This window comes from Leptolyngbya sp. PL-A3, from assembly GCF_039962325.1.
Taxonomy (GTDB): domain Bacteria; phylum Cyanobacteriota; class Cyanobacteriia; order Elainellales; family Elainellaceae; genus Vacuolonema.
In genome coordinates, this window is sequence record NZ_JAMPLB010000003.1 from 185,581 (window position 1) to 212,551 (window position 26,971).

21 protein-coding genes are annotated in these 26,971 nt (G+C 51.3%); 3 read left to right on the forward strand and 18 right to left on the reverse strand.

Annotation, left to right across the window (positions count from 1 at the left end; all coding sequences use genetic code 11):
• Positions 1-59: 59 nt before the first annotated feature.
• From NDI52_RS04260 to NDI52_RS04300, 9 genes are all read right to left on the reverse strand, one after another.
• On the reverse strand, positions 60-1,016 hold the full coding sequence (locus NDI52_RS04260) for an asparaginase (RefSeq protein ID WP_190772714.1): 957 nt from the start codon (positions 1,014-1,016) through the stop codon (positions 60-62).
• 198 nt (positions 1,017-1,214) lie between these two features.
• On the reverse strand, positions 1,215-1,715 hold the full coding sequence (locus NDI52_RS04265) for a CGLD27 family protein (protein ID WP_190772715.1): 501 nt from the start codon (positions 1,713-1,715) through the stop codon (positions 1,215-1,217).
• A 95-nt stretch (positions 1,716-1,810) separates the two neighbouring features.
• Positions 1,811-2,233 carry a ribosome silencing factor gene (gene rsfS, locus NDI52_RS04270; RefSeq protein ID WP_190772716.1) on the reverse strand — a complete coding sequence of 141 codons (423 nt, stop codon included), beginning with the start codon at positions 2,231-2,233 and terminating at the stop codon, positions 1,811-1,813.
• Between the two features lie 234 nt (positions 2,234-2,467).
• Positions 2,468-3,109: a bis(5'-nucleosyl)-tetraphosphatase (symmetrical) YqeK gene (gene yqeK, locus NDI52_RS04275; protein ID WP_190772717.1), complete on the reverse strand. Its 642-nt coding sequence runs from the start codon at positions 3,107-3,109 to the stop codon at positions 2,468-2,470.
• 479 nt (positions 3,110-3,588) lie between these two features.
• A complete protein-coding gene (locus tag NDI52_RS04280; RefSeq protein WP_190772718.1) occupies positions 3,589-4,872 on the reverse strand; it encodes a glycosyltransferase family 4 protein in 1,284 nt (427 codons plus the stop codon).
• 595 nt (positions 4,873-5,467) lie between these two features.
• On the reverse strand, positions 5,468-5,764 hold the full coding sequence (locus NDI52_RS04285) for an acylphosphatase (protein ID WP_190772757.1): 297 nt from the start codon (positions 5,762-5,764) through the stop codon (positions 5,468-5,470).
• 414 nt (positions 5,765-6,178) lie between these two features.
• The gene (locus NDI52_RS04290) at positions 6,179-6,562 is read right to left on the reverse strand and encodes a DUF423 domain-containing protein (protein WP_190772719.1); all 384 of its coding nucleotides are present in this window, start codon (positions 6,560-6,562) and stop codon (positions 6,179-6,181) included.
• The gene (locus NDI52_RS04295; RefSeq protein ID WP_190772720.1) at positions 6,555-6,989 is read right to left on the reverse strand and encodes a hypothetical protein; all 435 of its coding nucleotides are present in this window, start codon (positions 6,987-6,989) and stop codon (positions 6,555-6,557) included. The genes NDI52_RS04290 and NDI52_RS04295 overlap by 8 nt, the downstream gene beginning before the upstream one ends.
• A gap of 562 nt (positions 6,990-7,551) precedes the next feature.
• Positions 7,552-7,716, reverse strand: a complete 165-nt coding sequence (locus NDI52_RS04300; RefSeq protein WP_348256319.1) for a hypothetical protein — start codon at positions 7,714-7,716, stop codon at positions 7,552-7,554.
• Positions 7,717-8,771: 1,055 nt separating this feature from the next.
• Between NDI52_RS04300 and NDI52_RS04305 the strand changes: the two genes are divergently transcribed.
• Together NDI52_RS04305 and fmt are read left to right on the forward strand one after the other, a co-directional pair.
• The gene (locus NDI52_RS04305; protein WP_190772721.1) at positions 8,772-9,491 is read left to right on the forward strand and encodes a universal stress protein; all 720 of its coding nucleotides are present in this window, start codon (positions 8,772-8,774) and stop codon (positions 9,489-9,491) included.
• Between the two features lie 535 nt (positions 9,492-10,026).
• Entirely contained in the window at positions 10,027-11,040 is a 1,014-nt protein-coding gene (fmt, locus tag NDI52_RS04310) for a methionyl-tRNA formyltransferase (RefSeq protein WP_190772722.1), read from the forward strand.
• A 63-nt stretch (positions 11,041-11,103) separates the two neighbouring features.
• Here fmt and pcrA read toward each other — a convergent pair whose 3' ends face one another.
• The 9 genes from pcrA to NDI52_RS04355 form a co-directional block, all read right to left on the reverse strand.
• Positions 11,104-13,449 carry a DNA helicase PcrA gene (gene pcrA, locus NDI52_RS04315; protein WP_190772723.1) on the reverse strand — a complete coding sequence of 782 codons (2,346 nt, stop codon included), beginning with the start codon at positions 13,447-13,449 and terminating at the stop codon, positions 11,104-11,106.
• Between the two features lie 476 nt (positions 13,450-13,925).
• Positions 13,926-14,747: a peptidoglycan-binding protein gene (locus NDI52_RS04320; RefSeq protein WP_190772724.1), complete on the reverse strand. Its 822-nt coding sequence runs from the start codon at positions 14,745-14,747 to the stop codon at positions 13,926-13,928.
• A 147-nt stretch (positions 14,748-14,894) separates the two neighbouring features.
• A complete protein-coding gene (locus tag NDI52_RS04325; RefSeq protein WP_190772725.1) occupies positions 14,895-15,911 on the reverse strand; it encodes a hypothetical protein in 1,017 nt (338 codons plus the stop codon).
• Between the two features lie 374 nt (positions 15,912-16,285).
• Positions 16,286-16,768 (reverse strand): hypothetical protein, encoded by a 483-nt coding sequence (locus NDI52_RS04330; protein WP_190772726.1) that lies wholly within the window; start codon positions 16,766-16,768, stop codon positions 16,286-16,288.
• A gap of 193 nt (positions 16,769-16,961) precedes the next feature.
• Positions 16,962-20,351: a PAS domain S-box protein gene (locus NDI52_RS04335; RefSeq protein ID WP_190772727.1), complete on the reverse strand. Its 3,390-nt coding sequence runs from the start codon at positions 20,349-20,351 to the stop codon at positions 16,962-16,964.
• Between the two features lie 183 nt (positions 20,352-20,534).
• Positions 20,535-21,248: a heme oxygenase (biliverdin-producing) gene (locus tag NDI52_RS04340; protein WP_190772728.1), complete on the reverse strand. Its 714-nt coding sequence runs from the start codon at positions 21,246-21,248 to the stop codon at positions 20,535-20,537.
• Positions 21,249-21,660: 412 nt separating this feature from the next.
• A complete protein-coding gene (bchM, locus tag NDI52_RS04345) occupies positions 21,661-22,344 on the reverse strand; it encodes a magnesium protoporphyrin IX methyltransferase (RefSeq protein WP_190772729.1) in 684 nt (227 codons plus the stop codon).
• Positions 22,345-22,382: 38 nt separating this feature from the next.
• Positions 22,383-22,910, reverse strand: a complete 528-nt coding sequence (locus NDI52_RS04350) for a phycobiliprotein lyase (protein ID WP_190772730.1) — start codon at positions 22,908-22,910, stop codon at positions 22,383-22,385.
• A gap of 236 nt (positions 22,911-23,146) precedes the next feature.
• Positions 23,147-24,859, reverse strand: coding sequence for a hypothetical protein (locus NDI52_RS04355; protein ID WP_190772731.1), 1,713 nt, complete (start codon positions 24,857-24,859; stop codon positions 23,147-23,149).
• A gap of 470 nt (positions 24,860-25,329) precedes the next feature.
• Here NDI52_RS04355 and NDI52_RS04360 point away from each other — a divergent pair, with 470 nt between their 5' ends.
• Complete coding sequence (locus tag NDI52_RS04360; protein ID WP_190772732.1) at positions 25,330-26,874, forward strand: glycosyltransferase family 39 protein; 1,545 nt, start codon at positions 25,330-25,332, stop codon at positions 26,872-26,874.
• The last annotated feature ends 97 nt before the right edge of the window (positions 26,875-26,971 follow it).

Genomic DNA, 26,971 nt, shown 5'->3' on the forward strand with positions numbered 1-26,971 from the left:
GGTCTTCGAAAAAGAGGGGGGCAGAAGCCCCCCTCTTTTTCTTATGAATTAGGACTGAATTACAACAAAGTCAGTTCGCCCACAACATCCAAGCGCTTGATGTCGCCCAGAGACATATATTTCTCGGATAGAGTTTCTGCGATGGAGGGGGTAATCCAACCCATCTGCCTGAGCAATTGAGTAGCAACAGCGTACTTGGCTCGCTTCGCCCCATCCATGACTTTAATGGCCAATCCCAACCCTTCGCCGACCCGAGCGACGCACTGCACGCCTTCCGCACCCGATTTGCTAACCACTTCCCCAGCGGTCAGACGAATCAGTTCAGTGTCAAATTCGCCATCCCCCGCGATCAGATTAGGGTGATGGGTCATAGCGCGGAGAATGCGCTCCATATCGAGGCTATTGCCAGAGGCTAGCTGGGCATAGAGGGTAGCAATCTGTCCCAATTGCATGAAATAAGTCGGAACTCCGCAATCATCCCGTGCCGAAATGAATTCCGCAGCCGGCATCTTGAGAAGTTCGGCAACTTTGCCCAGAATAAGTTCTTGTACCGGATGATTGCGTTGCATGTAGGAGCTGAGAGGGTAGCCGCCTTGCTTCGCTACAGCCAACATTCCGGCGTGTTTACCGGAGCAGTTATACTCCAATGGGCTGCGTTTGCCTTCAGGGATGGGACATTGTAGGGCAGAGGGGTCGATATCAGCGCGCCAGAGGATATTGAAGGCTTGCCGTACCTGTTCTGGTGTACCCCGGTGGGAGCTGCACATAATAGCCAGGTCGCGATCGCCTAACTTCAACCGCTCTAACGTACCTGTAGTTGTAACGGCCAGGGCTTGAAAGGGTTTTAACGCTGAGCGAATAAAGGTGGAAGTTTCGGGATCCCCGGCCACCGAGAGAATTCGTCCTTTTTCATCGGCCACAACCGCCTGAACGTGGTGCCTGGATTCGATAATTCCCTCACGCAAAAGGCGAACTTCGACTTCCGGTGCGGAGTGGCTGCGTTTTCCTCGGGTCATGGTAATACAAGCAATTCCTTAATTCGGCAGGAAAACCCTGCACAACCTCATCATCATAACGGTCAGCGGCAATCTCAGAGGAACAATTCAGACGCGAAATGAAACGCCAGACACCACCTTTTCTCAAGGTTTTTCTGCTGAGAGAGGGCTGTTTTTTTCAGGGTAGGGATACACGAAAAATTAACGTTTCAACGAGCGCTAAGGAAGAAGTAGCCAGGCGAATACACAAGCTAAGAATAATCCCACAAAGAATAAGAAAGTACGTCGCAGCCGCTGCATAATCGGGCTGATTTGGTAGCTGACAATCAGCCGATCGCGCTGCAACACTTCCTCAGGCTTCGTCCAGGTTTGCCCGTCGTACCAGCCTGATTCTTCGTAGAAAATGGTTTCTTTGCGCAGGCGATCGCGCACATACAACCATCCCAGCGCCAGGTTACTTAGGGCCAGGAGGGGCAGGGCACAAGCACCCACTACTCCGCAGACAAAGAAATGACCGGGATCTTTGACCGGTGGAAAACTAATAGCGGCCACAGGCCAAACGATGACCCAGCTAAGGCTCCACAACACGATGAGTGGTTTAACGTAAGGCCACCAATCGAGGGTGGCCCACCGGAAAAACCAGGATTCCGTCAGGTCACGGAATTCATTAATGGGCTGCTGCTCTGTGGGGACGGGACAAACAGGCGCAGAGGACTTCATGGAACCAGCGTATAACGTACCTCTAAATCTATCGGGCTACTGAATTTTTGGAAAGGGTTGATTTTTCGTGTGTAAAACACACGAAAAATCAACGTTTACGGCGTGAAAGAAACGTGCTCCGCGTGGCCCCAGAAGGCTTCTAAACCATAATACTCACGCTCTTTGGGCATAAAGATGTGCACAATTACATCGCCGTAATCCATCACAATCCAATTGCCCTCTGACTGCCCTTCCACACGCCGGGGAGCCCGCTGCCAGGTATCTCCCACCTCTTGTTCGATGCTGTTGGCGATCGCCCGTACCTGAGGCAATGACATCCCTGAGGTAATGACGAAGTAATCCGCCAGATAGGAAACGTCAGAGACTTTCAGTACAACGGTATCGACCGCTTTGCGGTCATCAGCAGCCCGGGCAATGGTCAACGCCAAATCTTCACCACTCACGTCCTTTCCCGTTCGCGATGGGGTCGATGCGGAATAGGGTGTAGTGGTGGGATTAAAGGAGGATTGATGGATCATTCAGTATTTAATACCTCAAATCGACTATGTCGTTGCAGTTGAGTTGTTTAGTGAAGCTGGATAATCGAGATCTCAGAGAGGGTTACGGATATGATAGACAATCTCGCAAAAGACAGTGCTCAGGACGTTAATTTTTGTATGCACCGAGCCCCAAAACGGCCTCTCTAAAGACTTTGCTTCGTCAATGTTCAAACTTGGGGAGATAGGTTCTTCGGGTTTTACCCGCATTAAGGCTTAGGAAGCCATGCTATAGGGTGGGGCCGCCTGGACATTGGGAAGCTCAGCGTGCCAGCGATCGCGATGCAAAAAACTATTGCGGGTTTCGATCGCCAGGGGGTGAATGAGACGGCTAGTGTTTAACAAATAACGCAGAGTGTAATCGCAGGTCATCCACACCGCTCGGGTGAGATTTTGTTGGCTTATTTGGCGCAAAGTTTGCAGTTCTTCACTATCGCCTCGTCCCGCTTCCAGAGTGTCAGCCAGAAATACGGCACAACTTAATGGTCCCATATTTGGCCGTCCCAGGGTATGGTCGGCGATCGCGGCTAAAACTTCGGGATCCCGAACTCCAAACTCATCACGGGCTACGAGGGCGCTGACATCTGCGTGAAGCAGATGTGGATTGGCATAAGCGACGGGGTCAATTAGCAACCCTTCAGCCGTTGCCATTGCTAACAGTTGGTTGGGTTTGAAGTACTTGGCCAGGTCATGCATCAGACCTGCCGTGGCTGCTTTTTCAATATCAAGTTGATGTTGCTGGGCCAGGGCGATCGCCATCTCCTCCACACGCAATACGTGAGCAATCCGCGATTCAGGCACCTGATTCGCCATCCAGTCCAATACCTGCGTGCGTAGCCCTGCATCCAAAAACGCCATCCGATTCTCTCCCAAATCTGTCTCCGGAAGCCCAGGTCAAACTCTCAACTGGGCTTGATCCAGGTTCCTACACAAAACTACTAACCCATCATTCGATTTACGCAAGATGAGTCAGTCGTCCTCTCCAGTTTATCTTTATATTGCTAGTGTCAGGTGGAGTGAGTGGGAGGACTGCTTCCGATTGCTGCAGATGGCTCAACTGACGGGACAAAGGCTAACTGTATAGGGTGTTAGATGTTAGAGCGATCGCTTACCCTGGCGGGTAGTCCACTGTATAGGTAAGGGTGTGATGAAAGGGGCACGAAGCACCCCTTCCATCGCACCCTTATCTACACATCTAGAACATGACCATCGACCCCAAGTGGCATGCAGGATTGCCAGGACGTAGGGGAAGGGTGAAGTAACCATAAATCCTAAAAGATACGTCGCCTGTAAAGTCAGTGACACAGCTTTCGGATTTATGGTTGATTGGATTGGTATTAGTGCCCTGTTGTCACTTCTTCCGGTCGCAGCGTAGGTGGCTCTACTGCTGGGGGTTTTCCAACAAGCTTGGTAAATAGGCTTTCATAGCTATCGAGTGCCTGTTCTAACGAGTAATGTTGAATGGCATAGTGACGACCCTGGACGCCCATTGCTTCGGCTTCAGCAGGGTTGTGGTACAGCCGCAGGATTGCGTCTGCTAGTAAATCGGGCTGTTCTGGAGGCAATACCATGCCGCCCTGGCTCTTAGAAACTGCCCTCGCAGCCATACCATTCAGGGGAACTGAGGCAATAATAGGGCGTCCACTGGCCAGGAGAAGCTGAACCTTAGACGGCATATTAAAAGCAATTACGTTTCGTTTCTGCACCACGAGACTGACATCTGCCGCTGCCAACATCTGTGGCAAATTTTCTCGGGGCTCAAAGGGTAGGAGCATGACGTTGTTTGTTTGACACTCCTCACAAATTGTTTGCAGGCGTTGACGTGCCTTCGCTTCGCCCGCAATGACAAACACAATGTTAGGGACGTCTTGGAGTAATTTTGCAGCTCTGATGACGGTTTCCATGCCCTGAGTCAGAGCAATATTACCCGAATAGAGCACAACAAATTTACCCGTTAACTGGTGCTTGATACGAAAAGGGTTGGGGTCTCGGACTTGGGGGCGAATGAAGTTGACATCTACCCAATTAGGGATGCAATGCATCTTGTCGCGGGGCACCCCTTTCCCCATGAGATTCTCGATAAAGCCATCTGAGATGACTCCAATAGCGCTGGCTGTTCGGTAAGCAAACCGCTCTAATAATTCAAACAAACGAATCGCCCATTTATTGCTCAGGATGCCGAGTTTAACCGCTGCTTCTGGCAGAATGTCTTGCAGGCTAATAACCACAGGACATTTGTAGATCAATCGTAAGAGCGCAGCCGGAACACAGGTTGGTAGAGGCGGTACCGTCAGCAAAATAACTTCGGGTCGCCAGCCCCGTAACGCTTGTATCAAACTCGTAACCGAAAAACTTCCATCCAGCAAAATACGAGTCATTAATCCGAGTTGAGGCCGGATCCACACATAGCTTCGCTGGATAGTGACACCATTTTGCTCTTCAGTGCAGTAAAACTTGCCTTGATATTTTTGATACACCTGGCGCTCAGGGTAGTTGGGCATACCCGTGACGACACGCACAGTGTGTCCTCGACTGGCTAGCCCTTCGGCCAGTTCGGTCATGAGTGGCGCGATACCGATGGGCTCTGGATGATAGTTATAGGAATAAATGAGGATTCGCATATAGCCCCGAACACAACGCAGGCTGAGGTTTGTTTTGAACAGAATGACCTGTGGTACTCAGTAACCTGCTCCAGGCTATTTCAACTGAGGCGCTATGGCATCCTACCGTTCAGAGAGAGACCTACTCCGCAAGGCAGAATCACATCTGGATGGTTACTTAAGCTCAGGAACAAGCATTTGCTTCAAAGAACTACTTCACAAGTTGCATATTGCTGAAAGTTGTTTCTAGCTATAGATGCAATTGGAAATAGCATGGGGGTCATACTGGAAGCTGGGGATGAGAATAACGTTTTGCTCTTGGGTGTTCCGTGGAATCCCGTAGCTCTTCAAGGAAGCTTCACTTTTCTGCGATGTTATATAAAGCTTCCGTGAAGTTTTAACAAAGTTTTTGTATTGTTTAAGCAAGGATTGCAAGTATTCTCCTTTCCCCTATATGGAGAGTAATGAGCGATAAGTAATCTGTTAATTTTTCCTTCATAGCTGTGGCTTATTGGGATGAGGATAGTTGCACCGGACAGATTCTTTAAAGTTCTTGCTTTGATGGACCTGAGCGCATGCAAAAGCAGGAACTTTAAAGAATCTGTCCGAAGGACCGTTACTGGGTAACCTGGAATGTTTTGAGGTGCTCTGGGGTTTCGTAAGTGACCTGGACGCTGGTTACTCGGGCAGTAGGCGGGCCTTGATGGCACCAGCGAATCATTTCCTCAATTTGTTCTGAGGTTCCTTCAAAGACGGCTTCGACACGACCATCTCGCAGGTTTCGTACCCACCCCTTGAGTTTCAGCAGAATCGCGGTATCCCATGTGGCGGCTCGATAGCCAACCCCCTGCACACGGCCTTGAACAAAAACATGGGCTCTGATGATTGCCTGGTGGGCATCTTGTAGTGCCATAGATTTAGGTTTACGCACAGAGTAATAGGTCCCTTTATTCATCAGTCTGCCGTAAAAGGGGACGTAGCTAAGAGGGATAGGTTCCGAAGTGCCTTAAGAAACGTCCTGTTGCTTTCACAACTTCATTGAGCCTATGCATAAAACGGTTGCTCAGTGAGGAGTTAGGAGATTTCCAGATAAGAACTTCCCCATTATTTGGAAAAAAGGCGCGGCTTCGCCGCGCCTTTTTTCCAAATAATGGGGATATTGTTTCTCAGAAATCTCCTTAATATCCTGCATCTACTCCAACCAAAACTCAGAACCCTGGTTTTGCCGTCGCTTCACGGTGACAAAACCAGGGTTCTGAGTTGTGCTGAAAAATGTAAGCCAAGAAAAAAGTTGGACTTTCCCTGCTGAAAGACCAGAACAACATTTCTACTTGAAGGAAAGGGCTGCGATCGCCAAGCACCCCCATCCCACCAGAAACGCCACTCCACCCAGAGGCGTGACGGCTCCCAACCCCTTAATGCCACTCAAGCTAAGGGCGTAGAGGCTTCCTGAGAACAGAAGAATCCCAATTAGATAAGCAACTCCGGCTGTGACAAGGAGCGATCGCCCCTCATCTACTCGGCTCAGCCAAAGGCCAACCGCTAGCAGTGCCAGAGCATGGTACATCTGATATCGAGCGGCCGTCTCAAAAATTTCTATAGCCCTCTCAGTCAGTTTTTCAGACAGGGCATGGGAAGCGAAAGCTCCGGAGGCTACGGCCAGGCCTCCTAAAATGGCTCCCATCATTAAGAATATTCGAGATTCAGTCATGGGTAGGCTCCGCACGGTTTGTTGATGCTGCCTCATAGAGGATGAGACGATTGCCATCCGGATCATAGGCATAAATCTCACGCCCATGGGAGGGGGTGAGAAGTTCCCCTAACGGGACGGTGTCGTGCCACAATCCTTGCTCTTGCAAAAGGATATAGGTGCTTGTGAGGTGGGCGATCGCCGTCTCTAACTGCTCAACCTCCAGGCAAATGCTAAGGGCGGCTCCGGCAGGGGCCACAAACTCAGTGCGATGTTCTGTTTTGGGGTTGAACAGTGCTAAACGCAATTGCAGGAGATGAAACTCGGCATATTGCTGGGGAATAAACGTGACGGGAGGTTGTCCTAGAAATGAGCGATAAAAGATGACTAACCGCTCCAATTCGGGCGTAGCCAGGGCTACAAAGGCGGCGTGGTAGCGGAATCCCATAAAAGGCGCTGCGTGTGTGGGACAGTGCTGACGTGTACACCGGAAAACAGAACTCCAATTTTGCCTTGCGTTGCGGTACAGAATAAGAGTTCTGCTTGCCTTTAAACAGGTGCAGGACGTGAATATAAAAACTATCTAAAGTAAGAGGTTTCGAATTTTTTGAGGCTTCATCCTAAATCACAGAATGATTCTCTTTTTTGAAATTCTGTTGAGTAGAAATTATTGATTTGTCAGAAGCACAGGTTTGTTAACTCAACCCTTGCATGAGTTTCGTAACATCCTTTAGTAAAAAATAGGGCTTTTGGGTAGTGAAGGTAACGATTTTCTGAGAAAAACAAGATTTTCTTATTCGTAAACTTAAGAACACCTTAAGAGGAACGAAAAACTAGAATAGTAGGCGTAGTCTTAAAAACAAGATACCTCCTAACTGCGTCTCCAGCCTCACCTGCCTTCCCTCTGGCATTATTGGGTGAGGCTGATCTCTTTTTAAAGGTGTTTTTAAGCACAATTAAGAGCTTTAGCCTGGCGATCGCAAAGCTTTCGATTGTTTATATGGTCACCATCAGCGTTTCTGGTGTTTTGAAGATGAGGATGCAAAATATACCTCTTCCTCAAACTTATAGGTAAACTCACGCGTATCCGTGACTTGAGCTGGCACGCGGAGTCTTTGTTCTGCTGCATAGAGCGATGACAGAACAAGGGCTCCGGCTCGATACACACTATCCATAGGGTTGAGCGACTAGAGCTTCCATGTAAGAGGGAAAGATGAATGAGAGGCTTACTACGAGGCATGTAGCTGTAATTTGTAAACCTGGCTACATCTCGTGGAAATTCCCAGCAAGTGTATTGGATTACAGGTTTACCAGCATCATTTGAGGTAAGTATAGATTCTCGATTAGAGATCCTCCTGGGCCCTATTTGAAAAGCTTATTTCATGTGCTCTTGAGGTGTTCTAAATTGGTCCTTATTTGTATGCAAAATACAGCCTAAACTAGCTATCCATTTTGTTACTATTCTTGACTTTCCTACGGAAAGAAAAGTCCCATTGACGATCTATGTTGCCGGTGTTAAGCTGAGTTTCGGCAATTGAAACTATGTATCTTTTCATCCATGTAACTGGATGGTGCGAAATGGTAAAAGTTTCACTGCATCTTGGTTCCGGCCTTGTACTTTTTGGGTTAAGTTTTATCCCTTCGTTTTTATCTTCCTGACACAGGAACGAGGAGTGTGGTCTGAACCTCTATCGGGATGGCTGACGTGTCTTAAGCTGAGCTATGGTTACTCCTTAGGGAGCTACCTTTGCCCGAAAAGGTTGCCTATAATCGTTTTTGTCTTCTTAGAAAACCCCTGTATAGACCTCAGAATTATCGGGTTTTGGATGGAGGTGGCCTTCCTCTCCTCAATATCGAGCAGTTCTGACTGGCTTTGGGTAGAGAATAGATGAGTGCAAGGCTCTATTCGGTGTGTTCCTAAAGTGGCCGATTGTCTATGCACGAATAAGTTGAAGCAGATCTTCTGTTGATTCAGCTTGTTCAGTTTTTGCAGGACTGAAAGGGTGTTTCCGGATTAATGGTTTGGGGTGCTGTTTTACAGGAAGGTTCTGGTTGTTAGAGGCGATCGCCAGAGCCCGGTTGATTCTCTAGAACTAGCTTCTCTATGGCTGTGATAGGGGCAACTGCTTTGTATCCCTATCTGGGCTTTCCATGACATCCTTCAAGTTGCAACTTTTGACTTTTGAACCTTCAAAGTTTGGCTCATCCATGTTGACGGAGGGAAACCACGGTGAAGATTAAATCCACACTGGTGCGCTTACAAAATGCCCTGGGATGGAAGGATCTGGCAAGCCAAATCGTTCTGTCTGAAGGCCTAACTCTGGGTGGGGGTGAGGATGAGCGTTCTTCCAAGGAAACCATGAATGTGCTAATTGGCTACAACGGCTCTGCCAATAGCCAAATTGCCCTGGATATGGCCCTGTGGATTGCCCATCAAACTCGCCTGGCATCGCAAACCCGAGTGCTGGTGCATGTGGTGTATATCGTCGATCGGCGCAAACAGCCACCTCGCGAAAATCCTGTTGATCTGGGAGGGCGATCGGCCTGGCCGTACCCACGGACCTCTACGCGCACCGATTTGGTCCACGCTTCGGGGCTACCCGTGTTTTCTTCGGGGCGTCGTAGTACGGACGTGCTAGCCAGCCAGGCAGCCCAAAGTTGTCTGACGGTCTGCCAGGTTGAGCCAATCCCTGCTCCTGAGAATCTCCTGGATCAGGCAGATTGCATTCTTTGGCAGGCTCGCTGCCTGGCGGAAGAATGGCGTGGCTCTCTAGAGGCTCACCTGCGCTTTGGTAGCTACCCTGACGAGTTGCTGAATGTGGCCCGAGAGATTGATGCTAACTTGATTGTGGTGGGCTGCAGCTCTCCAGAGCATGAACTGGTTCGTCAGTTGGCTCCCCTGTCTCCCTGTCCAATTTGGGGTATTCCTCATCAATTGGAAGAGTTTTAATTACTCCACACTTCGTGTCAAAACTTGGCCTCTTGTTTTTGCCCTTATTTAGTGAGGACAGAAACAGGAGGCTAAGTTTTGGCCTAAGAGGTTTATCAGAGCGCAAGCCCGTACTTCACCCGAACTCTGCTTCATATAGCATGTGCAAGTGCGTTAAATAGAGCAACGGTGGGTGGTGTGGGGCACAAAGTGCCTCATACCACTCGATATAGATAGATTTCTTGTACTAGTACGCTGAGGCGAAAATCCATCACCCATGTTTTTGTGTGGGGTGCGAAGCACCCCACACAAAAACATGGGTCGCGAACTTAGGCTGCAGCTTACTAGTCTCTCCCTTTGCCGCAACGATCGGTACAAAAGCTATAGTATTTCAGCAATTCTCATTTTGAAATCAGGCCCGAAAACCGCGCGCCTTTGGCACGCGGTTTTCGGGCATCAAAGCCAAGAGTTCACGCCCGTAGGGCGTGAACTCTTGGCTTTGATGCCCATACTAAGAATTGCTGATAGTATTTGCTGAGTAATCATGCAGGTGTCCATGAAACTGGTCTTTTTTGGAACGCCCCAATTTGCCGTGCCTAGCCTGGAGCGGTTGCTGGCAGAACCGGGGTTTGAGGTGCTGGCAGTGGTAACCCAACCCGATAAGCGGCGGGGGCGGGGGAAGGAGTTAAGCCCATCTCCAGTGAAGGCGATCGCCCAAACCCATAATCTTCCCGTCTGGCAACCCAGGAGAGTGAAACGTGATGCCGAAACCCTGGATGCATTGCGTTCCTATGAAGCCGATGCCTTCGTTGTCGTTGCCTATGGGCAAATCTTATCTCAAGAAATTTTAGACATGCCCCGCCTCGGTTGTATTAATGGTCACGGATCGTTACTCCCGGACTACCGAGGGGCTGCTCCCATTCAATGGAGCATTGTGCATGGCAAGACTGAGACAGGCATTACCACGATGCTGATGGATGCGGGGATGGATACCGGCCCCATGTTGATCAAAGGTCAGGTACCCATTGGTTTATTTGATACCTTTTTTGACGTAGCCGAAAAGCTTGCAGCGCAGTCAGGGGATTTGCTGGTGCAAACGCTGCATGGCCTGGAAGCAGGAACGCTGATTGCCGAGCCACAGGATGCTGAACAAGCCACCTATGCACCGCTCATTCAGAAAGCAGATTACTGGGTAGATTGGGGGAAAGGGGCGATCGCCCTCCACAACCAGATTCGTGGCTTTTTCCCAAACTGCGTGGCAACCTTTCGCGATAGCTCTATCAAACTGCTAAAAACCGCTCCCCTGGGTGTCGTGGATGACCAGTTACCGCCAGACCTGCAAGCTCTGGCTTCGGAGTGGCAGCCTTTCCTGCAAGCAGAGATCGAGGTTGGGGCGATCGCCACAATTCTCAAAGGCTGGGGGCCTGTCGTGAAGACAGGTGAGGGGCTGCTGCTGCTCCAGGAGATTCAGCTACCGGGGAAGAAAGCTCAGAGTGGCGCAGACTTTGTGAACGGTAGCCGTCTAGAGGTAGGTGAGCGGTTTGGAACGCCACAACTCAAACAGGCATAGCCTTCACGGAACTTATGTATGCTTATTGTGTGTGGTGTGCGAAACACCATACACAAAGCATTTTTATTGGACCCGTTGAAGCGGAACTAATTTGGGGTCGATGATCTTCTGACCCAAATCAGGGAACTTGACGGCAATGCACATCTTCTTGCCGGTACCAAAGATGTGGGTAACCTGGCCGGGGCCAAAGGAAGGATGCATCACTTTCTCGCCCACTTTCCAATCAGAGATGACGGCATTGGGATTGGGTGCCGCGATCGCCCGTGCCCGCATTTCTTTCATCGGGGTTGCCATCTTTTTGGGCTGAGCTGTTGCCACATTGCTGATTAGCCGTTCTGGTGGAATTTCTGCCAGGAAGAGCGAGGGGCTGGCCGGTTCGCGATTGCCGTAGAGGCGGCGTTCTCGGGCATAGGTGATGAAGAGCCGCTCCTGAGCACGGGTAATGCCCACGTAGCAGAGGCGGCGCTCCTCTTCCAGGGAAGCCGGATCCTCTAAGGAGCGATAGTTAGGGAAAAGCCCCTGCTCCAGACCCACTAAAAAGACAACGGGGAACTCCAGTCCCTTAGAGGAGTGGAGGGTCATGAGGGAGATGGAAGACTTCCCTTCGTCCAAGTTATCCAGATCTGAGGCGAGGGAAGCATTTGCCAAAAATCCCACTAAGGAGGCGTTGTCGTTTTCCTCCTGGAATTGCAGAGAGGCGTTGTAAAGCTCCTGCACGTTGCTGATGCGATCCTGGGCTTCGTCAGTATCCTGAGTTTGCAGATCGGCAATGTAGCCCGAGTCCTCCAGAATGCCCTGCATGATTTCAGAAGCCGAGGCCGTTTCTAGCTGCTCCTGATATTTCTGGATGATGTCGACAAAGCTAAACACCGCTTTGGCCGATCGCCCCGCCAGGGTCTGTACCGATGTCTCATCGCAAAGGATATTCCAGAGGGAGACATTGGTTTGCTGGGCCGCTTGCTTCAACCGATCCAGGGTGGTTTTGCCCACGCCGCGTCGGGGTACGTTGATGACCCGCTCAATGCTGACGCTGTCGTCAGGGTTGGCGATCGCCCGCAAATAGGACAGCACGTCTTTGACTTCACGGCGATCGTAGAATCGCAGCCCTCCCACAATGGTATAGGGCAACTGAAAGCGGGCCAGCACTTCCTCAAACGCACGCGATTGGGCGTTGGTCCGGTAGAGAATTGCAAAACTACCCCAATCCAACTCGGGGTTACTGTCCCGTAACTGGCGGATTTGACCGACAACAAACTGCGCTTCCTGTGTCTCGTCGTCTGCTCGGAACAGGTAAATGGGCTCCCCTTCACCCCGTGTTGCCCGTAACACCTTGTCGATGCGTTCCGTATTGTTGTCAATTACTTCATTCGCCACTTCGATGATGTTGGACGTGGAGCGGTAATTCTCCTCCAGCTTGACCATCGTGCGGGTGTCATCGTCCGGCAACCCATCGCCAAAATCCTCCTGGAACCCCAGCAGAATGCGGAAATCCGCAGCTCTGAAGGAATAGATGCTTTGATCGGCATCGCCCACAACGAAAACGGAGCGGTAATTCCAATCCCCGAAGTCGGCAGTGCTAGCTCCATTAGTGACGAGCATCCGGATCAAATCGTACTGGGTACGGTTGGTATCCTGATACTCGTCCACGAGGATATGGCGAAAGCGTTTGTGCCAGTAAGCCAACACCTGCTCATTCTGGCGGAAGAGTTGCACGGGAACCAGAATCAGGTCGTCGAAATCCATGGCATTGTTAGCTGCCAGGGCCCTCTGGTACTCGGCATAGACGTCAGCAATTACCCGACCCCGGTAGTTCGGCTGCTCGCGCTCTACATCCATCGGCGAGAAGCCCTGGTTTTTAGCGTTGCTGATGGCGTATCGGATTGATCGCGGGTCAAACTTCTTATCGTCCAGATTTTTGGAAGCGACAATACCTTTTACAAGGTTTTGCACATCAGATTCATCAAAGATGGAGAAGTTCCGGGTACGTTGCCCGGCAGGGTCCTGGTACTTTTCGATGTCAAACCGTAAGATGCGGGCGCAGAGGGCATGAAACGTACCGATCCACAAATCCTTGGTGATGTTCTTGTAGACATAGGAGCGGAGCCGCATCTGCTCCCGTTCGTGCAAAGCTTCCAGGGGCTTGCCCTTCTGTGCAAGAGCTTCCTGCTCAGCGAAAAGCTTCTCGATCCGCTCCTTCATCTCCCGGGCAGCTTTGTTTGTGAAGGTAACTGCGAGGATGTTCTCCGGATCGACCCGATGGTTCAGGATCAGGTTGGCAATACGAAAGGTGAGGGCACGCGTTTTGCCAGAACCGGCCCCAGCAACCACTAGCAGTGGGCCACAGTGGTGCTCAACGGCGCGACGCTGAGAGGTATTGAGTTGGGCTAGAAAGTCTAAGGTTTGCGGCATTGGAACGGGGGAGGGAGGAGGAGAGCGGATGGATCACCCCCAAGGCTTGGAGCTATATCCAGTGGGTGCTCAGAGTTTACAGTCTAAGGGTTGAGAAGGGTACTTGGCAAAGGGCGATTTTCGCCATTTCGGGTGATAAAACCCTCTGTAATTCTGGAGAACTCGCACAAAGTATATAGCAACGTGCGAGTGCGTTAAGTACAGCAACGGTGGTGTGGGGCACGAAGTGCCCCACACCACCGTACTTAATCAACCCGCACATTGCTGTAGGTTCTCAAGAATACATTTGTTTGGGTCGGCCGTTCACATGCCTGAGCGTTTTCATAGAGGTCCGTCAAAAAGGGCTGATGTAGCGACTACATCAGCCCTTGCTTAGGTATTCAGGCCAGGGTTCAAAACCCATGTGTTAGGGCGAAATCCTCAGAAAGACTGTCCTTTACAGGTTCGACGGCCTGGCAACAGGAGCAAATTAGAGCTTAGAGTTCGTAAACCCAGCTTGCAGAAACCCAGCCCTGGTCAGTTTCATACCAGCCACCGTAGTAGTCGTAGAACCGGACTACAGCACCGTTGCCATAGCCGCCAGTAACGGCATACCCCGAGCCTGGGCCTGAGCGAGCTACCAGTTCGCTACCGTTGGTGGAAATTCGAATAGAGCCGGAGCCACCGTCACCACCGGGATTGCCACCGCCACCGCCACCGCCGCCACCGCCGACGGTCCAAGTAGACGAAATCCAACCGCCGCCAGCGAGTTCATACCAACCGCCCGAATAATCTACAACAGTAACGCTGCTGCCATTCGAAATGTAGTCGATCGCAGCGTAACCTGTACCCGGACCAGAACGCACTGTCAATGGGCTACCGTTGGTGGAAATTGTGACCGTATTGGGGCCACCACCGCTGCCACCTTGTCCAGGGTCAGGGTCATAGCTGACCCCACCGAGAGCGGAGGCCGTCGCAGGGCCAACCACACCATCTACGGAGAGCCCGTTGTTCCGTTGAAAATTGATTACGGCTTGTCGTGTCGCAGAACCAAACACGCCATCTAATGGACCAACGCTGTATCCTAAACCATTCAGAACACTTTGAATTTCGTAGACGGCAGCACCGCGATCGCCGTACTCAGTATAGGCTTGAGCATCCGAGGGGGTAGTCAAAACCATAAACCCGGCGATCGCCCCTGCGGCTATCCCGAGCATGGCTGGATTGACTAAACCCATATCTTCTAGAGAGCGGACCTTCGGCGCTTCCGAGGGGTCTTCGTAGGCGGCAAAGGCATGAAGGAAAGCGAAATTTTCCATAGGTTCTTACCCACGCAAAAACAGATGAACAGAACCATCAGCCGATTTTGGTTAAAAATGGCTGAAAATGCTCTAAACCAGGGTTTTAGGGGACAACTCTGGTTGTGGCGATCAGTTTAGCCTACAATTCTACGGATTTGGCTGAGCTTAACGACAATTTGCTTTTCCTAAACCATTGTCGTAACTAACAGAAACCTCGTCTCCCGGTTTAGGATCTTTTGTAGATAGATGCGTTAACGTTACATCCTCCATTTGGGCGATATTGCCGCGCCAAACCTCATGGTTTTTATCGTCTTTACGGTCATAGCTTAGGTTCGCGGTGAGAGTTTGACTACTTTGGTGAGGTTTAAGATCAATGCGGTTGAATCCAGACTCTCGAGTGTAGTAAGCCGTGAAATCAAATTTATTCACAATCGTTCCAGCGCAGCTCATAGCTAAATTATTCTGATTTGGCTCCTGGCTGATGAAGCTGTCGTAGCCTCCGGCAAAGCCATCATAAAAGCCTTCCCGGTAGCCCCGGTCGTAACTCTCATTGCCGCTCGCCGAATCGGCTGGAAAAGCAAGTTCGGGGGTGTTTTCGCGCTTTTCCCGACGAAATGTTTCGCCGCTCTGAAAGCCTTCTTTGTAGCCCAGATCGTAGCCCTGCTGATATTGATCCGGCTGCTCAAGGCTCGAGGAGGCAACAGATTCGTCAGGGGGATCAACAGGAGAAGTCTTGCCAACTTCTTCGACGCTGACTGTGCTATCAGCTGCTACGACTTGCGTCAGACAGGTCCCGTCTAAATAGAAACGGGCATAAGTGGTGGAATCTTTAGAAATTGAATAGGTGCGGCTGCCGTCGTCATTTTCGGTCATGGCAACCGGTGCGGCATCGGTGAGCGTGTTTGCGTCTGGTTTTGGGCCGAAGGTGAGGTGGGGTTGCCCCTGTAGGGTTGTAACCTTTGCCAGGTAACCGGGGGTCTCACAGAGCATATTGGCAGGGGGGGGAGAAGCGGTCGCTGCTTCTGAGGTTTTAGAACCAGTTGCTATTAAGTCCGGCAGCCGATTACATCCCAGAAGCCCGAAACTTCCCAGGCTTAAATAAAAACCACTCCAGAACATCCAACTGAAACGGTTTTGTAGCTTGCTCACCGATGCCTCCCCGTCAATGGCAGTACTTGCCAAAGATTATAGGAACAACAGTTTATTTCAGCACAATTATTTAGACAGAACTTATACTTCTTTCTGATTGAATGAGGTAAGGGAGGGGTAAGAGATGAGCCCCATGCCCCTCTCTTACCTCATTCAATCGGGCAATGCTTGATGCGTTGATGTTATAGCAATGTGCAAGTGCGTTAAGTACAGCAACGGTGGTGTGGGGCACTTAGTGCCCCACACCACCGTACTTAATCAACCCGCACAGCGCTATATAGCCTGACAAAATCTGGTTAGGCTAGTTTACGGTTGAAAAACCGCACGAAGTGAGCCTTTTCAAGGTTCTGAAATGGATGGAATGCCGGGCGGATTATCTATAGGTTTGAAACTACCTGCCCAGGGCATCAGTACACAAAAATACCGCCTGATTCTTGTACATCTAAAACTTGACCGATCGCATCGCCAGTCAAATCATTACCGCTACCTGGCTTGAGGATGACCTCAATGGCGTTGTTTGACTGCACTCTGACATCAAATAAAAGGAGTGGAATGTTGCTATCCGTACTGGTTTGAATGGGGTTAATGCTAAGCAGGACGGAAGGATTGGTGAGTGTCAGGGTTGCCCGTGCGTTAGGGGCCAGAGTGTTGGGACTAGCGTTGGAAGTGTCGGTAAAGCCATAGTCCAAATCAATCCCGGTCTGGTTTAGGAGGGAGATTTGGACGGGAAAGCGAGGATTCTCGATACGGGCGACAGGTTCCCAAACAAAACGCTGGTTGGCTGTAGGAGCTGTGGTTTGAGTCTGAGCTTGGGCGGCTCCCTCTGTCACATGACCGAGCAGGAGAAAACCTCCCAGTAAGCCAGTCATGATGAAGTATTGATTGCGCATAGAGCTCCTTCCAAACACGTTCATCGAAACTTATTCGCGGCAATTCTGCAGGCTTCTCTAGGGGTAGACGCAGCGTACACGGCCAAAGTTTCATCTAACAATACTCTGGACAGTTTTTCTAAAACCCTTGCTTTTGCGTGCGCAAAGCGCACGCAAAAGCAAGGGTTTTAGAAAAACTGTCCGAACTAATGATCTAAGGATAGGGGAAGGTCAGGATAATTCGCAGATGCTGCTGGCTGCTTTCAGCACGAATGGAGCCGCCTAGCTTTTCTGTGAGCTTGCGCACCAGGGCCAGCCCTAGCCCTGTGCCTTCATGCTGCCAGGGATCGCTGCTGGGAATGCGATAGAACTGGCCGAAAATGCGATCGCACTCCTCCGGGGGCAAATCCACCCCCGAGTTGGCAAACACGAGCTGGAGCTGCTGGTCCACTAGCCGTCCTGAGATAAAGATGCCTTCCCCGGTGGGCGTATACTTACAGGCATTATTGAGCAGTTCCATCACAATCCGTTCCAGGTAAGCCAGGTCGGTTTCAAGCACCAGATCATCGTTGATGTCGATCTGGAGGATTTGCTCTTTACGAAGGATGCGATCGCGAAACGCCTCGGCAATGTGGAAAACCCACGGACGCAGATGAATCTGGAAGGGAATGATGGGTTCAATGTCGGAATTTAAGCGGGTCAAGTCAAGCAGATCATCAATGAGTCGAATCTCACGGTTGCAGGCATCTTTGAGGATATGGAAGTAGCGTTCTAGCGCTGGATCGTTACCATCTCCTAAAATATTGCGCTGAATCAGCCGCAACTCCACCATCTCCGTCGCCATTTTGATATTCGCCATGGGAGTTCGCAACTCATGGGAGACGGTGCTCAAAAAGTCGTCCTTTAACTGATTGAGACGTTCTAGCTCCCCGACTTGAGTTTGGGCCAGGTGATAGAGATGAGCCTGGCGCAGGGCGATCGCACACTGGCTTGCTACCTGCTGTACCAGTTGGAGCTCAACTTCCTCAAAGTATTGGTCAGCCGGTCTCACCAGCCACATATCCCCTAATACTCCCTGATCATCCATGATGGGGCAGATTAGCGTTGTGCAGGCATTCATACCCGGACGCACCGAGGTGTAGTTGAGGGGACAAACCTGCACGCTTTCGCGGTTGAGTAAATGGCGGTAATAAATATCAGGATCACCAGACTCAGCAATTGAAAACTGAGCATTTTGCAGAGCTTCGAGACCCGGATTATATTCCCACTTAATCGTGACTGTAGAGTGCTCAGGGTCATACATTCCTACATCACAGCACAGTACTCCCAACTCACGCCCCAAACCATCCACGGCTGTTTGGAGGATGTGTTGTTCATCAAGGTTGTCGCGCATCTGGGTGGTTAACTGACGTAGCAGGGCTTCAAAGCGTAGAGACTGCTCCAGGGCGAGGGTCCGCTCGTGCACCTGGTGTTCTAGCTCTGCGTTCAAGTGCTGAACCTGCTGGTAGAGCTCAGACTGTTGGATGGCGATCGCCAACCGCTCACAGAGTTGCTGCAAAAGCTCCACCTCAAAGGGTAGCCAGGTGCGAGCGTCAGAACATTGGTGAATGCAGAAGAGACCCCAGAGGCGATCACCGCAGAGAATGGGTATGACCAGGTGGGCTCGAATCTGGAATGGGGCCAGTAATCCTTGATGACAGGGGGATAACTGCTCCTGCAGCAAGTCTGAGACGGCATGGATTCGTCCCTGACGGTAGGGCTCGACTAACTCCGCCCGAAAGCAGGGGTCATAAACTGTGGTTCCGAGAACAGACTGCCAAGGTTCCTGAACAGATTCCACGACAATTTTCCCGCTCCAGTCAGGGTTAAAGCGGTAGATCAGCGTGCGATCGGCTTCCAGCAGTTGCTGTACTTCCTGAGCCGCCGTGGTCAGGACATCCTGTAGATTCAGGGATTTTCGGATTTGTTGGACTGTAGCGGTTAGCAAGCGTTCGCGTTCTTGCTGCTGTTTCACCAGCGCCTCAACTTGTTTGCGCTCTGTGATATCGATGGCCACGATGGTCAACAACCAGCCCTGGCGGTGCTCGTCGTATCGCACAACAGAATTTTCTGAAATCCATCGGATGGAGCCATCGCGGTGGCGAAAGCGGTACTCCATCGTAACTTCCGTACTGCCCGCCAGAATGCGCTCCGTGTTGGGGACCAGAACCTGCTCCATATCCTCCAGAAAAATCCGCGATCGCCACAGGTTTTGATCGGCTTGGATCTCAGCAGCGGTATACCCATACAATCGCTCACAGGTGGCCGAAACGTAGTCGTATTCCCAGGTGCGATCGGCATACAACCAGATGCGGGTGATATAAGCCGCAGAATTATTGAGGATATCCTCCAAATGCGCTTCAGCATCGTGCAAAGCAGCCTCAGCTTGTTTGCGCTCAGTAATGTCTTTAATGGTGCTCAGAATACACAGTTGCTGGTTAACCTCAACAATGTGAGCGGAAAGTAGCCCGACCCGTAACTCGCCCGATTGCATGCGCAAGGTCGCCTCGTAGTTACTCAGACGGCCTGACTCCTGAAGGGCCTCTAACATTTGTGTACGGGCCTCAGCCGTCTGCCAAAGATTCAGCTCAGGAATGCGCCGTCCAATCACGTCGTCACGCTGGTAGCCGGTAATCTGACAAAACTGCTCATTGACCTCAAATAGGCGATCGCCCTCCAATGTCGAGATAGTCATCGGCTCGGGATTCGCGTGGAAGGCTACGGAGAACAGCGTTTCACTCTGTCGCAAAGCCTCTTCGATCTGCTTTTGCGAGGTAATGTTTAAGCCTTCAGCCAGCAAAAACTCGATTTGTCCCGCCGGATTACGAATGGGTTTTAACGAAAAATCAATGGTGATAACGGAACGGTCAGGAGCCAGGATATTCGTCTCGTAGCGCACAGGCTCTCCGCTCGCTGCTGTGGCGATCGCCGCCAGCAAGCGATTCTGAATTTCGGAAGAAAGTTGCCAACAATCCAGTTCCACAAAGGGTCGTCCTATGAACTCTTGCGGTGTCAGTTGGCAAAAATCTAACGCCGTCTGGTTGTCAACCAGCAAGCGGCCATCCGGACTCAAGAGACTAGCCAATTGAATGGATTGCTCAAAGGCTGAGCGAAACCACCAATCGGTGTCAGGAGGTGTTGTGGGGGGCCTGGTTGTTGTAGCAGATGGCTGCAGGGAGGGCTGAGGTAGTGGTTGAGGCTCAACCGCAATCGACGTTTCACGCAAAATAATTAGATAGTGTTGCAGTGGGTCTGAGGGGTCAACCGCACTCACTCGATACATTACCCACTGACAGCGACCATCCACGCATCGAATCTGCCCTCGTCCGGATTGGGGAAGCTCCTGAGGCGTTCCTACCTGCCAGAGCAGGGGACTCTCCACAAACAACGTTTCTAGATTGTGCGGTCGTGAATCGTCAGAGGGCCAGCCAAATAACGCGTAGGCGGCGGGATTGGCTGCAATGCAGTGCCCTTCCTGGTCAACCAGCAGCATAGGATCAAAGGCTGTCTGAAAAAGAGCCAAAAATGAGCGATCGCTTGATAGTTGAGACGGCCTCTCCTGCATGCTTACCTGATACTATGCATCCCTAATAAGGTGATAGCTTTAGAGTTCCTCATCCTTATCTCAAATTGACTTTTTCAACGAAATTTTCAATAAAATTCTATGCAAGCTTATATTTACAATCAAAAACCTCAACGCTCCGGAGAGCATTGAGGTTTTGATATTAACGAATTAGAACCAGAAAAACTATTCGGCTGTTGCTAATTCAGTGCTACCCCGACGGGCACGGCGGGTCAACAAGTTGAAGAGTTGAACGCCGATTGCCTTGATCAGATTACCTTCCAGTTCCTTGAACATGATCATGTTCCGACCAAAGGCATCGTTAGCTTCTTCAACAATGCGATCGACGGTAGCTGCATCAACATCTACGCCATCGAGCCGCTCGCGGTACATTTTCTTGAAGGCTTTCTCGTCAGAAATGTTCTCAAACTCATAGAAGCGAGTGCCACCCTCGGTCAGGTTCATGGCATTCTGAGCAATCTTCTTGAGGATTTGCCCACCGGAGAGGTCACCCATATAACGGGTGTAGAGATGAGCAATCATCAGCTCAGGCGACTTCTCACCCACTTCATGAATCCGGGCGACGTAGTCTTTTGCAGCATCCGAAGGAGCTACTTGATCGCGCCAGTTGGAACCGAAATAGTAGGCCAAATCTTCTTCGAGGCTGGCTTTGCGGTTTAGTTCAGGGAAGTACAGGTTACCCAGAATGGGGTGATTCTGGTGTTTCTGCATTTCCTCCTCCATCGCAGAGTACACAAAGTAGAGGTTAGCAACCAGCTTGCGGTAGGACGTCGGCTCAACGGTCCCTTTCAAAAAACACGCGATAAATCCGGTGTTCTCCGCCATGGTATGGGCTTTTTTGGTTCCCTCGCGGAGTGCTGTTGATAAATTGCTGCTCATTCTAAAGTCCTGCTAAATGTCCAACTAAATGCGTCTACTGGGAAAGGAGTTCACTGGGGGTGCCAACGAAAACCGCGTATGTATCCTAAATTGCTACAGTAGACCCATTTGATGAGAGTTTCTATTAAAAATCGTTACGCCGTGGGAGGTATTCACAAAAGCTGATGAAGCCATGTGAAGCGCCAGACAAAAGGTAGAGAACAGGATACAGAAGGGACGAGAGGATAGGGGAACGAAAGGGCAGAGGTCGGAGGAGAGGAAGGGGCGGAAGCCAGCTTTCTGCTGAATGCTCAACGCCTAACCTGGAGAACTCTAATGAAACGCATGGCTGCTTTTCCTTGAGTCATCTACCTTCCTTCTTCTACCTGATCCTGCCGTTCCGTCTGCCCTCTGCTGACGACCTTATTTCTCTCTACTTAACAGCTTCTAGCAATCGGGAAAAATAGAACCGGGTCTTCGTCATGGTGTTGCGCTGAATCTTCCAGCCGCCAGCTTCAAGAACCTTAACAATGTCGGCTTCTTTGTGCAGGTAAGCGCGAGTGGTTTTGCTGGGGCCGGGAAAAAACTCACCAATCTTCTTGAGCAGACTATAGGCCGGAGTTTTGGGGGCAAAGCTCAGCAGTAGACGGGATTCCGCCAAGGAACTGAGGTGATTGATCATGCGGTTGGCTTCGTCTTGGGGATAGTGAATCAGCACATCCAGACAAACCACGGTGTGATACTTGCCACTCAGCCCTTCCAGGTCTTGAACCGCGAATGTGGGGTTGTCGGCTTGGCCGAGGGTGGCGATCGCCCGTTCCCGTCCCTCACTCACCATCTTCTCGGAAATATCGCTGGCAAACACCTTAGCGCCTTCTTGAGCGAGAGGAATGCTTAGGCTGCCCACACCGCATCCAGCGTCACAAACGGTGATCTCGGAGAGATTGCCATCAGCCTTCAGCCACTCCAGCACGGTGTCTACTGTGACCTGATGACCTTTGCGGATGTCGAGTTGCACTTTGTTAACTTCGCCATCGCCATAGATGCGCCGCCAGCGGTCGAACCCAGTGGCGTTGAAATAATCTCGAACAACGGTTTTATCGTCCAGGGCTGTCATAGGAAAATTGGGATGTGATGGAATTGGCGTTAAAAACTTTACTGAGCCCCGCCCATGCGAATCTCAGAGTAAAAAGCGGCTGTGGTGACGCCTTCTGGGGTCTTGAGAACGCGAGTCCGCAGGCGTAGATTGGGGCCTGCAAACCAGATACGCTCCTCAGCGGAGACGGAGTCAATGTCGGTAACCAGGGTCAGGGCTTCATCCTCACCCATGGTGTAATGGCCTGCGAGAACGGGGCTTCCGGTTTTGTCGGGGTTGGATTGCAGGATACGCCCTTGAGTGGGATTGGTGTCATCGGCGATCGCCACAACCACCGTCGAGCCTCGCTGTTTGTCAGGAGAGTGAGCCACAAATCCTTCCCAGCGAATTTGCATGCCGCCAAGGGCCGTTGCGGGGTTCACCTGCTGCTGCTGGCATAGTTGCACCACGGTTGGTGCATCGTTCTCAAGCCATTCGATGTAAATGTCGGATTTGCCGCTCTCAGGGGTCTGGGCGGTAGAGTGATGGTGAGTCCGCTGGGAAAACCATTTCCCGGTACTCTGTTGGAAGAATTCAGTAACGTTCATTTGGGTGGTTGGAGGAACCGCAAGTCTGACTTTGAACAGCTATTAACAGATTTTACGGTACCGTAACAACCGATTCACCTGTGATGCCTGTTTTGTTGGCAAAAGGGGTGTTGACCCCAGCAGCACTTGATCTGAATAATCGAGTGCTGCATAACGTGCGGTACTCGAAAACGCCCATTGTGGTCTACGTGAAGTACAGACCACAATGGGCACTGCAGCTTTTGCTGAACTGAGGTTTAATAGGGCTTCTTAATAGTGCGGAGAATGCATTGGGCGTCCAGGAGATGGCGATCGCGCTCCTCCAATACCTCACACTGATCCGCCACTTGAGCTAGATAGGGCTGGCCAATCGAGAGTTGGGCCAGTGCCGATTGCAGGGCTTCTGGATACTGACGAACCCAGCTCTTTTTCAGAGCCGATGGCTTGAATGCGTTATCGTCAACCAGCCAGTAATCAATGTTATAGGTTCGGATCACTTCCCCTAAGGCAATCGGGAGACGGGAGTATTGAGCCTCCATCAGGTCGATCGCCCTCTGGCGGATCTGGTTGCTGTAGCCGACATGGTACGGGATCGTGAACTCGCGTGAGACGACGACGGAGCGATGGCTGAAGGTGGGAATGGTGTCGGCGTCCCGTGATAGAGAAGCGATGCGGCTATCCTTGGGCTGCTCGGCCAGAAAGCCGTAGATTTTGGGTAGCCGCCCTTCGGTGTAATTCGTGTTGGGGACGGGAGAAAGGTAGAAAGGGTAGGCGAGGACGAGCAGGCTGACTAGAGTGATGGCCCCCCAACGCCATAAACTCTGGCGGCCCTGTAATGCTCTCAATGCCGCATCTAGTAGGATTCCCAGGCTACAGGCGGCTGCCAGGATGAGAGTAAAGCGCAGGGTATAGGCACTGTAACGGCTGGGCAGGTGGAGTCGGAAAAGGAGCAGATGCGCTGCCAGGAAGAGGGCGATCGCCACTGCAGGTAGCTGTACGAACACGTTAAGGTTTTGCAGCCGCCGTACCAGCGGAAACCGTTGGGGATAACGTAGCAGCAGGGGTAACAGCAACCCAAATCCCATGATGGGTGGCTTAAAAGTCGGCAAGAGACCACTCCGCATCCCGTTGATCCAAAAGGCAAAGGGTTCGTTGTTAAAAAAGACGCTGCGGCCACCCGGGTAGAACTCTGGCAGTTGTAAAGCTTCCTGGCGAGTGATGACGGGGCCGTATTCTGAGGTGCTGAGGACAAAGGGAAGGAGTACCAAAAAAGCCGCTACCAACCCTGATAGGCTTAATATCCATGTCCTTCGTTCCGGAGCCCAGCTCAATCTGCCATGCTGCCATTGCACCAGTTGCAGCACGAGCAGCCCCGAGAATACAAAGACATATTGTGGATAAAACAGACCCTGCAGCACCATTAATATAAGGCTCCAACCAATCTGCCGTTGCAGGAGCGCCTGCAGAAAGGCCAGAAAAATTGGCAGCATGAAAGCACGAGGGCTAGCAGAAGCCAAATCGTCATGCGACCAGATGAGTTGATTGGTTAGAAGCGCGGCCAACGCTCCTACGAAGGGAACGGGCAACAGCAGCAAACTGAGGCGATAGGCCAGGCCTGTTGTTATCAGTGCCAGCACGGGAGGAATGAGTTTGCTCAGCAGCAGCGGTGTTAGCCCCAGGCTCATCAACCCCCGGTAAAGCAGCGTATACGCCCAGGGGGCAACGGATTGAAAATAGTCGGCAATCAAATCATTCGGGAACAGGGTCGGATCAATGAACCGCCACATCCAGAAAACGTGCTGGCGAGCGTCATCCTGCACGATGTATGGGCTGCTGAAGGCTTCGTAGAGGACGGGGATGAGGTGGGCGATCGCGATCGCCATACTCACCCAAAACCACAGCCGCCGCTGAGCAACGGTGGGAACGTCCGTCGTTGGAATCAGCCAGGAGTGCAGTTGTTTTGCCAGCATTAGAAAGCGCCCAGGAAACGGTGAACCGGATTGCAACGGACACGATGTCCGCCCGATAACCTCGAAGATTCTATACCATCCTCATTGAGCTACATGCCGATCCTGGAGTGCAACCAGGATGTGCCGCCATGCCGCAGCGGCACATCCTGGTTGTATCGAAAGCGGGTGTGTAGCTGATTAAAGGAGATAGGCTTCCTGCATCCACACTCCCAGGTTATGTGCAGCATTTCTCAGTATGGGCCTCAAAGCCAAGAGTTCACGCCCGTAGGGCGTAAACTCTTGGCTTTGAGGCCCGAAAACCGCGCGCCGAAGGCGCGCGGTTTTCGGGCCTGATTTCAAAATGAGAATTGCTGGGTTATGTGATCTCCGGTTAAAGCAGCATCATGTGCAGGGGTGCGGCGCATAATGCTGCTCAACCGGATTTGCGATTAGTCATACAATACCTGGATAATTCCTGGAGTTCTTTCCCGATGCCTGCTCGTCCTCATCCCATTACGACCCGTCGCATCTGGCTGGGGATCTGCGGGGTGCTGCTGGTGCTCGGCATTTTCTTTCGGTTTTATCATCTGGGCTACAAGGTGTATTGGATTGACGAGGTGAATACAACCTTGCGATCGCTTGGCTACACGACTGCCCTGGTCGAAGACACCCTGCTTACTGGGAAACCTTTCACTGTTGCCGATCTCCAATCCTTCCAACAACTCAGCCCTGAGCGTGGCTGGGACGACACCTGGAATTCTCTACGTGGTTCAGCAGAGCATACTCCCCTCTACTTTTTGCTATCGCGGTGGTGGGTTGAGCGGTTTGGGTCAACCATCGTCGTTTGGCGTAGTCTGGCAGCGGTTTTGAGTCTGTTGACCTTTCCTGCTCTGTTCTGGTTGTGCTGGGAGCTGTTTCAAACTAGCCTGCCCGGATGGTTAGCAATAGGGTTAGTGGCGGTGTCTCCCCTACACGTGCTCTATGCCCAGGAAGCTCGCCCCTACAGTTTGTTGGCGTTGATGACGCTATTGTCGTGTGCCAGCCTGCTCTGGGGTATGCGAACGCAGCGCTGGCATAGCTGGATCGTTTATGGCATGACGATTGCTTTGGGACTATATACCCAATTGTTGTTTGGGTTGGTGGCGATCGCCCACACTCTCTACATCCTTTTAATGGAAGGTCGCCTGACCCAAACCGTGCGCCGCTTCAGTGTAGTGACGGCGGGAGCGATCGCCGCCTTCACGCCCTGGCTATTTCTCCTAGCCGCTAACCTCGCAACAGTACAGCGCAAGACCGCTTCTCTCAGCGAAGCCACGCCCTTCAGCAAACTGGTGGATGGCTGGTTTCGAGTGCTAAATCAGATGTTGATTGATTGGGAACTGGCAGGGTGGAATGTTGTGCTGGTGGTGGGTGCGATCGTCGCTACCGTTATCCTGATTCGCTATGCTCCCCGACGGGCCTGGTTGTTGCTGGTACTGGTGGGTGGCGTGTCATTTTTGGGATTGGCACTGCCGGATCTGGTAGTGGGAGGGGAGCGATCGCTGCGAGTCCGCTACTTATTCCCTACTGCTCTCAGCTTGCAGATTGCTCTGGCCTATAGTTTTTCTCGGTCTATCCCGGCTAAAACAACCTGGCAGCAATGGGGGCAGGGGTTGCTCGTTGTTCTTCTCGTCAGTCAAATTGCCAGTTGTGCTGTCACCTCTCAAAAAAACCTCTGGTGGAACAAAAGTCGTCCTCGCAGTACTTACTACCAACCGGTCTCCGCAATACTGAATCAAGCCACAAATCCACTAGTCCTGACAGAGAGCAAGGTTTCTGATTTGCTGGCCCTAAGCTACTGGTTGCGCCCCAACCTGATGCTTCAGGCAATCCCCTCTCCTGAAGCGATTGATATAAGTTCAAACAGCCATACCTTTTACTTATTAAATGGTTCTTCCGAAACTCAGGCGGCCCTGACACGCCAGGGGTACACCTTACTGTTGCTATACCCCTTAACTCCGGCGGCAGAAGTACGACTCTGGCAAATTCAACCTTAGAAACCGCCAAATATAGAGGCTACGAAATACGGAATACTTCGTAACCTCTACATTTAGCGGTTTTAAGTTGCCCAACTGGGCTCGACAAATAATTGCA

Bases quoted from the DNA above. Each gene is read 5' to 3' on its own strand.
- NDI52_RS04295 (WP_190772720.1), bottom strand. From the start codon at position 6,989: ATGGGATTCCGCTACCACGCCGCCTTTGTAGCCCTGGCTACGCCCGAA.
- NDI52_RS04260 (WP_190772714.1), bottom strand. From the start codon at position 1,016: ATGACCCGAGGAAAACGCAGCCACTCCGCACCGGAAGTCGAAGTTCGC.
- NDI52_RS04350 (WP_190772730.1), bottom strand. From the start codon at position 22,910: ATGAACGTTACTGAATTCTTCCAACAGAGTACCGGGAAATGGTTTTCC.
- rsfS (WP_190772716.1), bottom strand. From the start codon at position 2,233: ATGATCCATCAATCCTCCTTTAATCCCACCACTACACCCTATTCCGCA.
- NDI52_RS04340 (WP_190772728.1), bottom strand. From the start codon at position 21,248: ATGAGCAGCAATTTATCAACAGCACTCCGCGAGGGAACCAAAAAAGCC.
- fmt (WP_190772722.1), top strand. From the start codon at position 10,027: ATGAAACTGGTCTTTTTTGGAACGCCCCAATTTGCCGTGCCTAGCCTG.
- NDI52_RS04330 (WP_190772726.1), bottom strand. From the start codon at position 16,768: ATGCGCAATCAATACTTCATCATGACTGGCTTACTGGGAGGTTTTCTC.
- NDI52_RS04335 (WP_190772727.1), bottom strand. From the start codon at position 20,351: ATGCAGGAGAGGCCGTCTCAACTATCAAGCGATCGCTCATTTTTGGCT.
- NDI52_RS04360 (WP_190772732.1), top strand. From the start codon at position 25,330: ATGCCTGCTCGTCCTCATCCCATTACGACCCGTCGCATCTGGCTGGGG.
- yqeK (WP_190772717.1), bottom strand. From the start codon at position 3,109: ATGGCGTTTTTGGATGCAGGGCTACGCACGCAGGTATTGGACTGGATG.
- NDI52_RS04300 (WP_348256319.1), bottom strand. From the start codon at position 7,716: ATGGATAGTGTGTATCGAGCCGGAGCCCTTGTTCTGTCATCGCTCTAT.
- pcrA (WP_190772723.1), bottom strand. From the start codon at position 13,449: ATGCCGCAAACCTTAGACTTTCTAGCCCAACTCAATACCTCTCAGCGT.
- NDI52_RS04265 (WP_190772715.1), bottom strand. From the start codon at position 1,715: ATGAAGTCCTCTGCGCCTGTTTGTCCCGTCCCCACAGAGCAGCAGCCC.
- NDI52_RS04320 (WP_190772724.1), bottom strand. From the start codon at position 14,747: ATGGAAAATTTCGCTTTCCTTCATGCCTTTGCCGCCTACGAAGACCCC.
- NDI52_RS04290 (WP_190772719.1), bottom strand. From the start codon at position 6,562: ATGACTGAATCTCGAATATTCTTAATGATGGGAGCCATTTTAGGAGGC.
- NDI52_RS04355 (WP_190772731.1), bottom strand. From the start codon at position 24,859: ATGCTGGCAAAACAACTGCACTCCTGGCTGATTCCAACGACGGACGTT.
- bchM (WP_190772729.1), bottom strand. From the start codon at position 22,344: ATGACAGCCCTGGACGATAAAACCGTTGTTCGAGATTATTTCAACGCC.
- NDI52_RS04285 (WP_190772757.1), bottom strand. From the start codon at position 5,764: ATGGCACTACAAGATGCCCACCAGGCAATCATCAGAGCCCATGTTTTT.
- NDI52_RS04280 (WP_190772718.1), bottom strand. From the start codon at position 4,872: ATGCGAATCCTCATTTATTCCTATAACTATCATCCAGAGCCCATCGGT.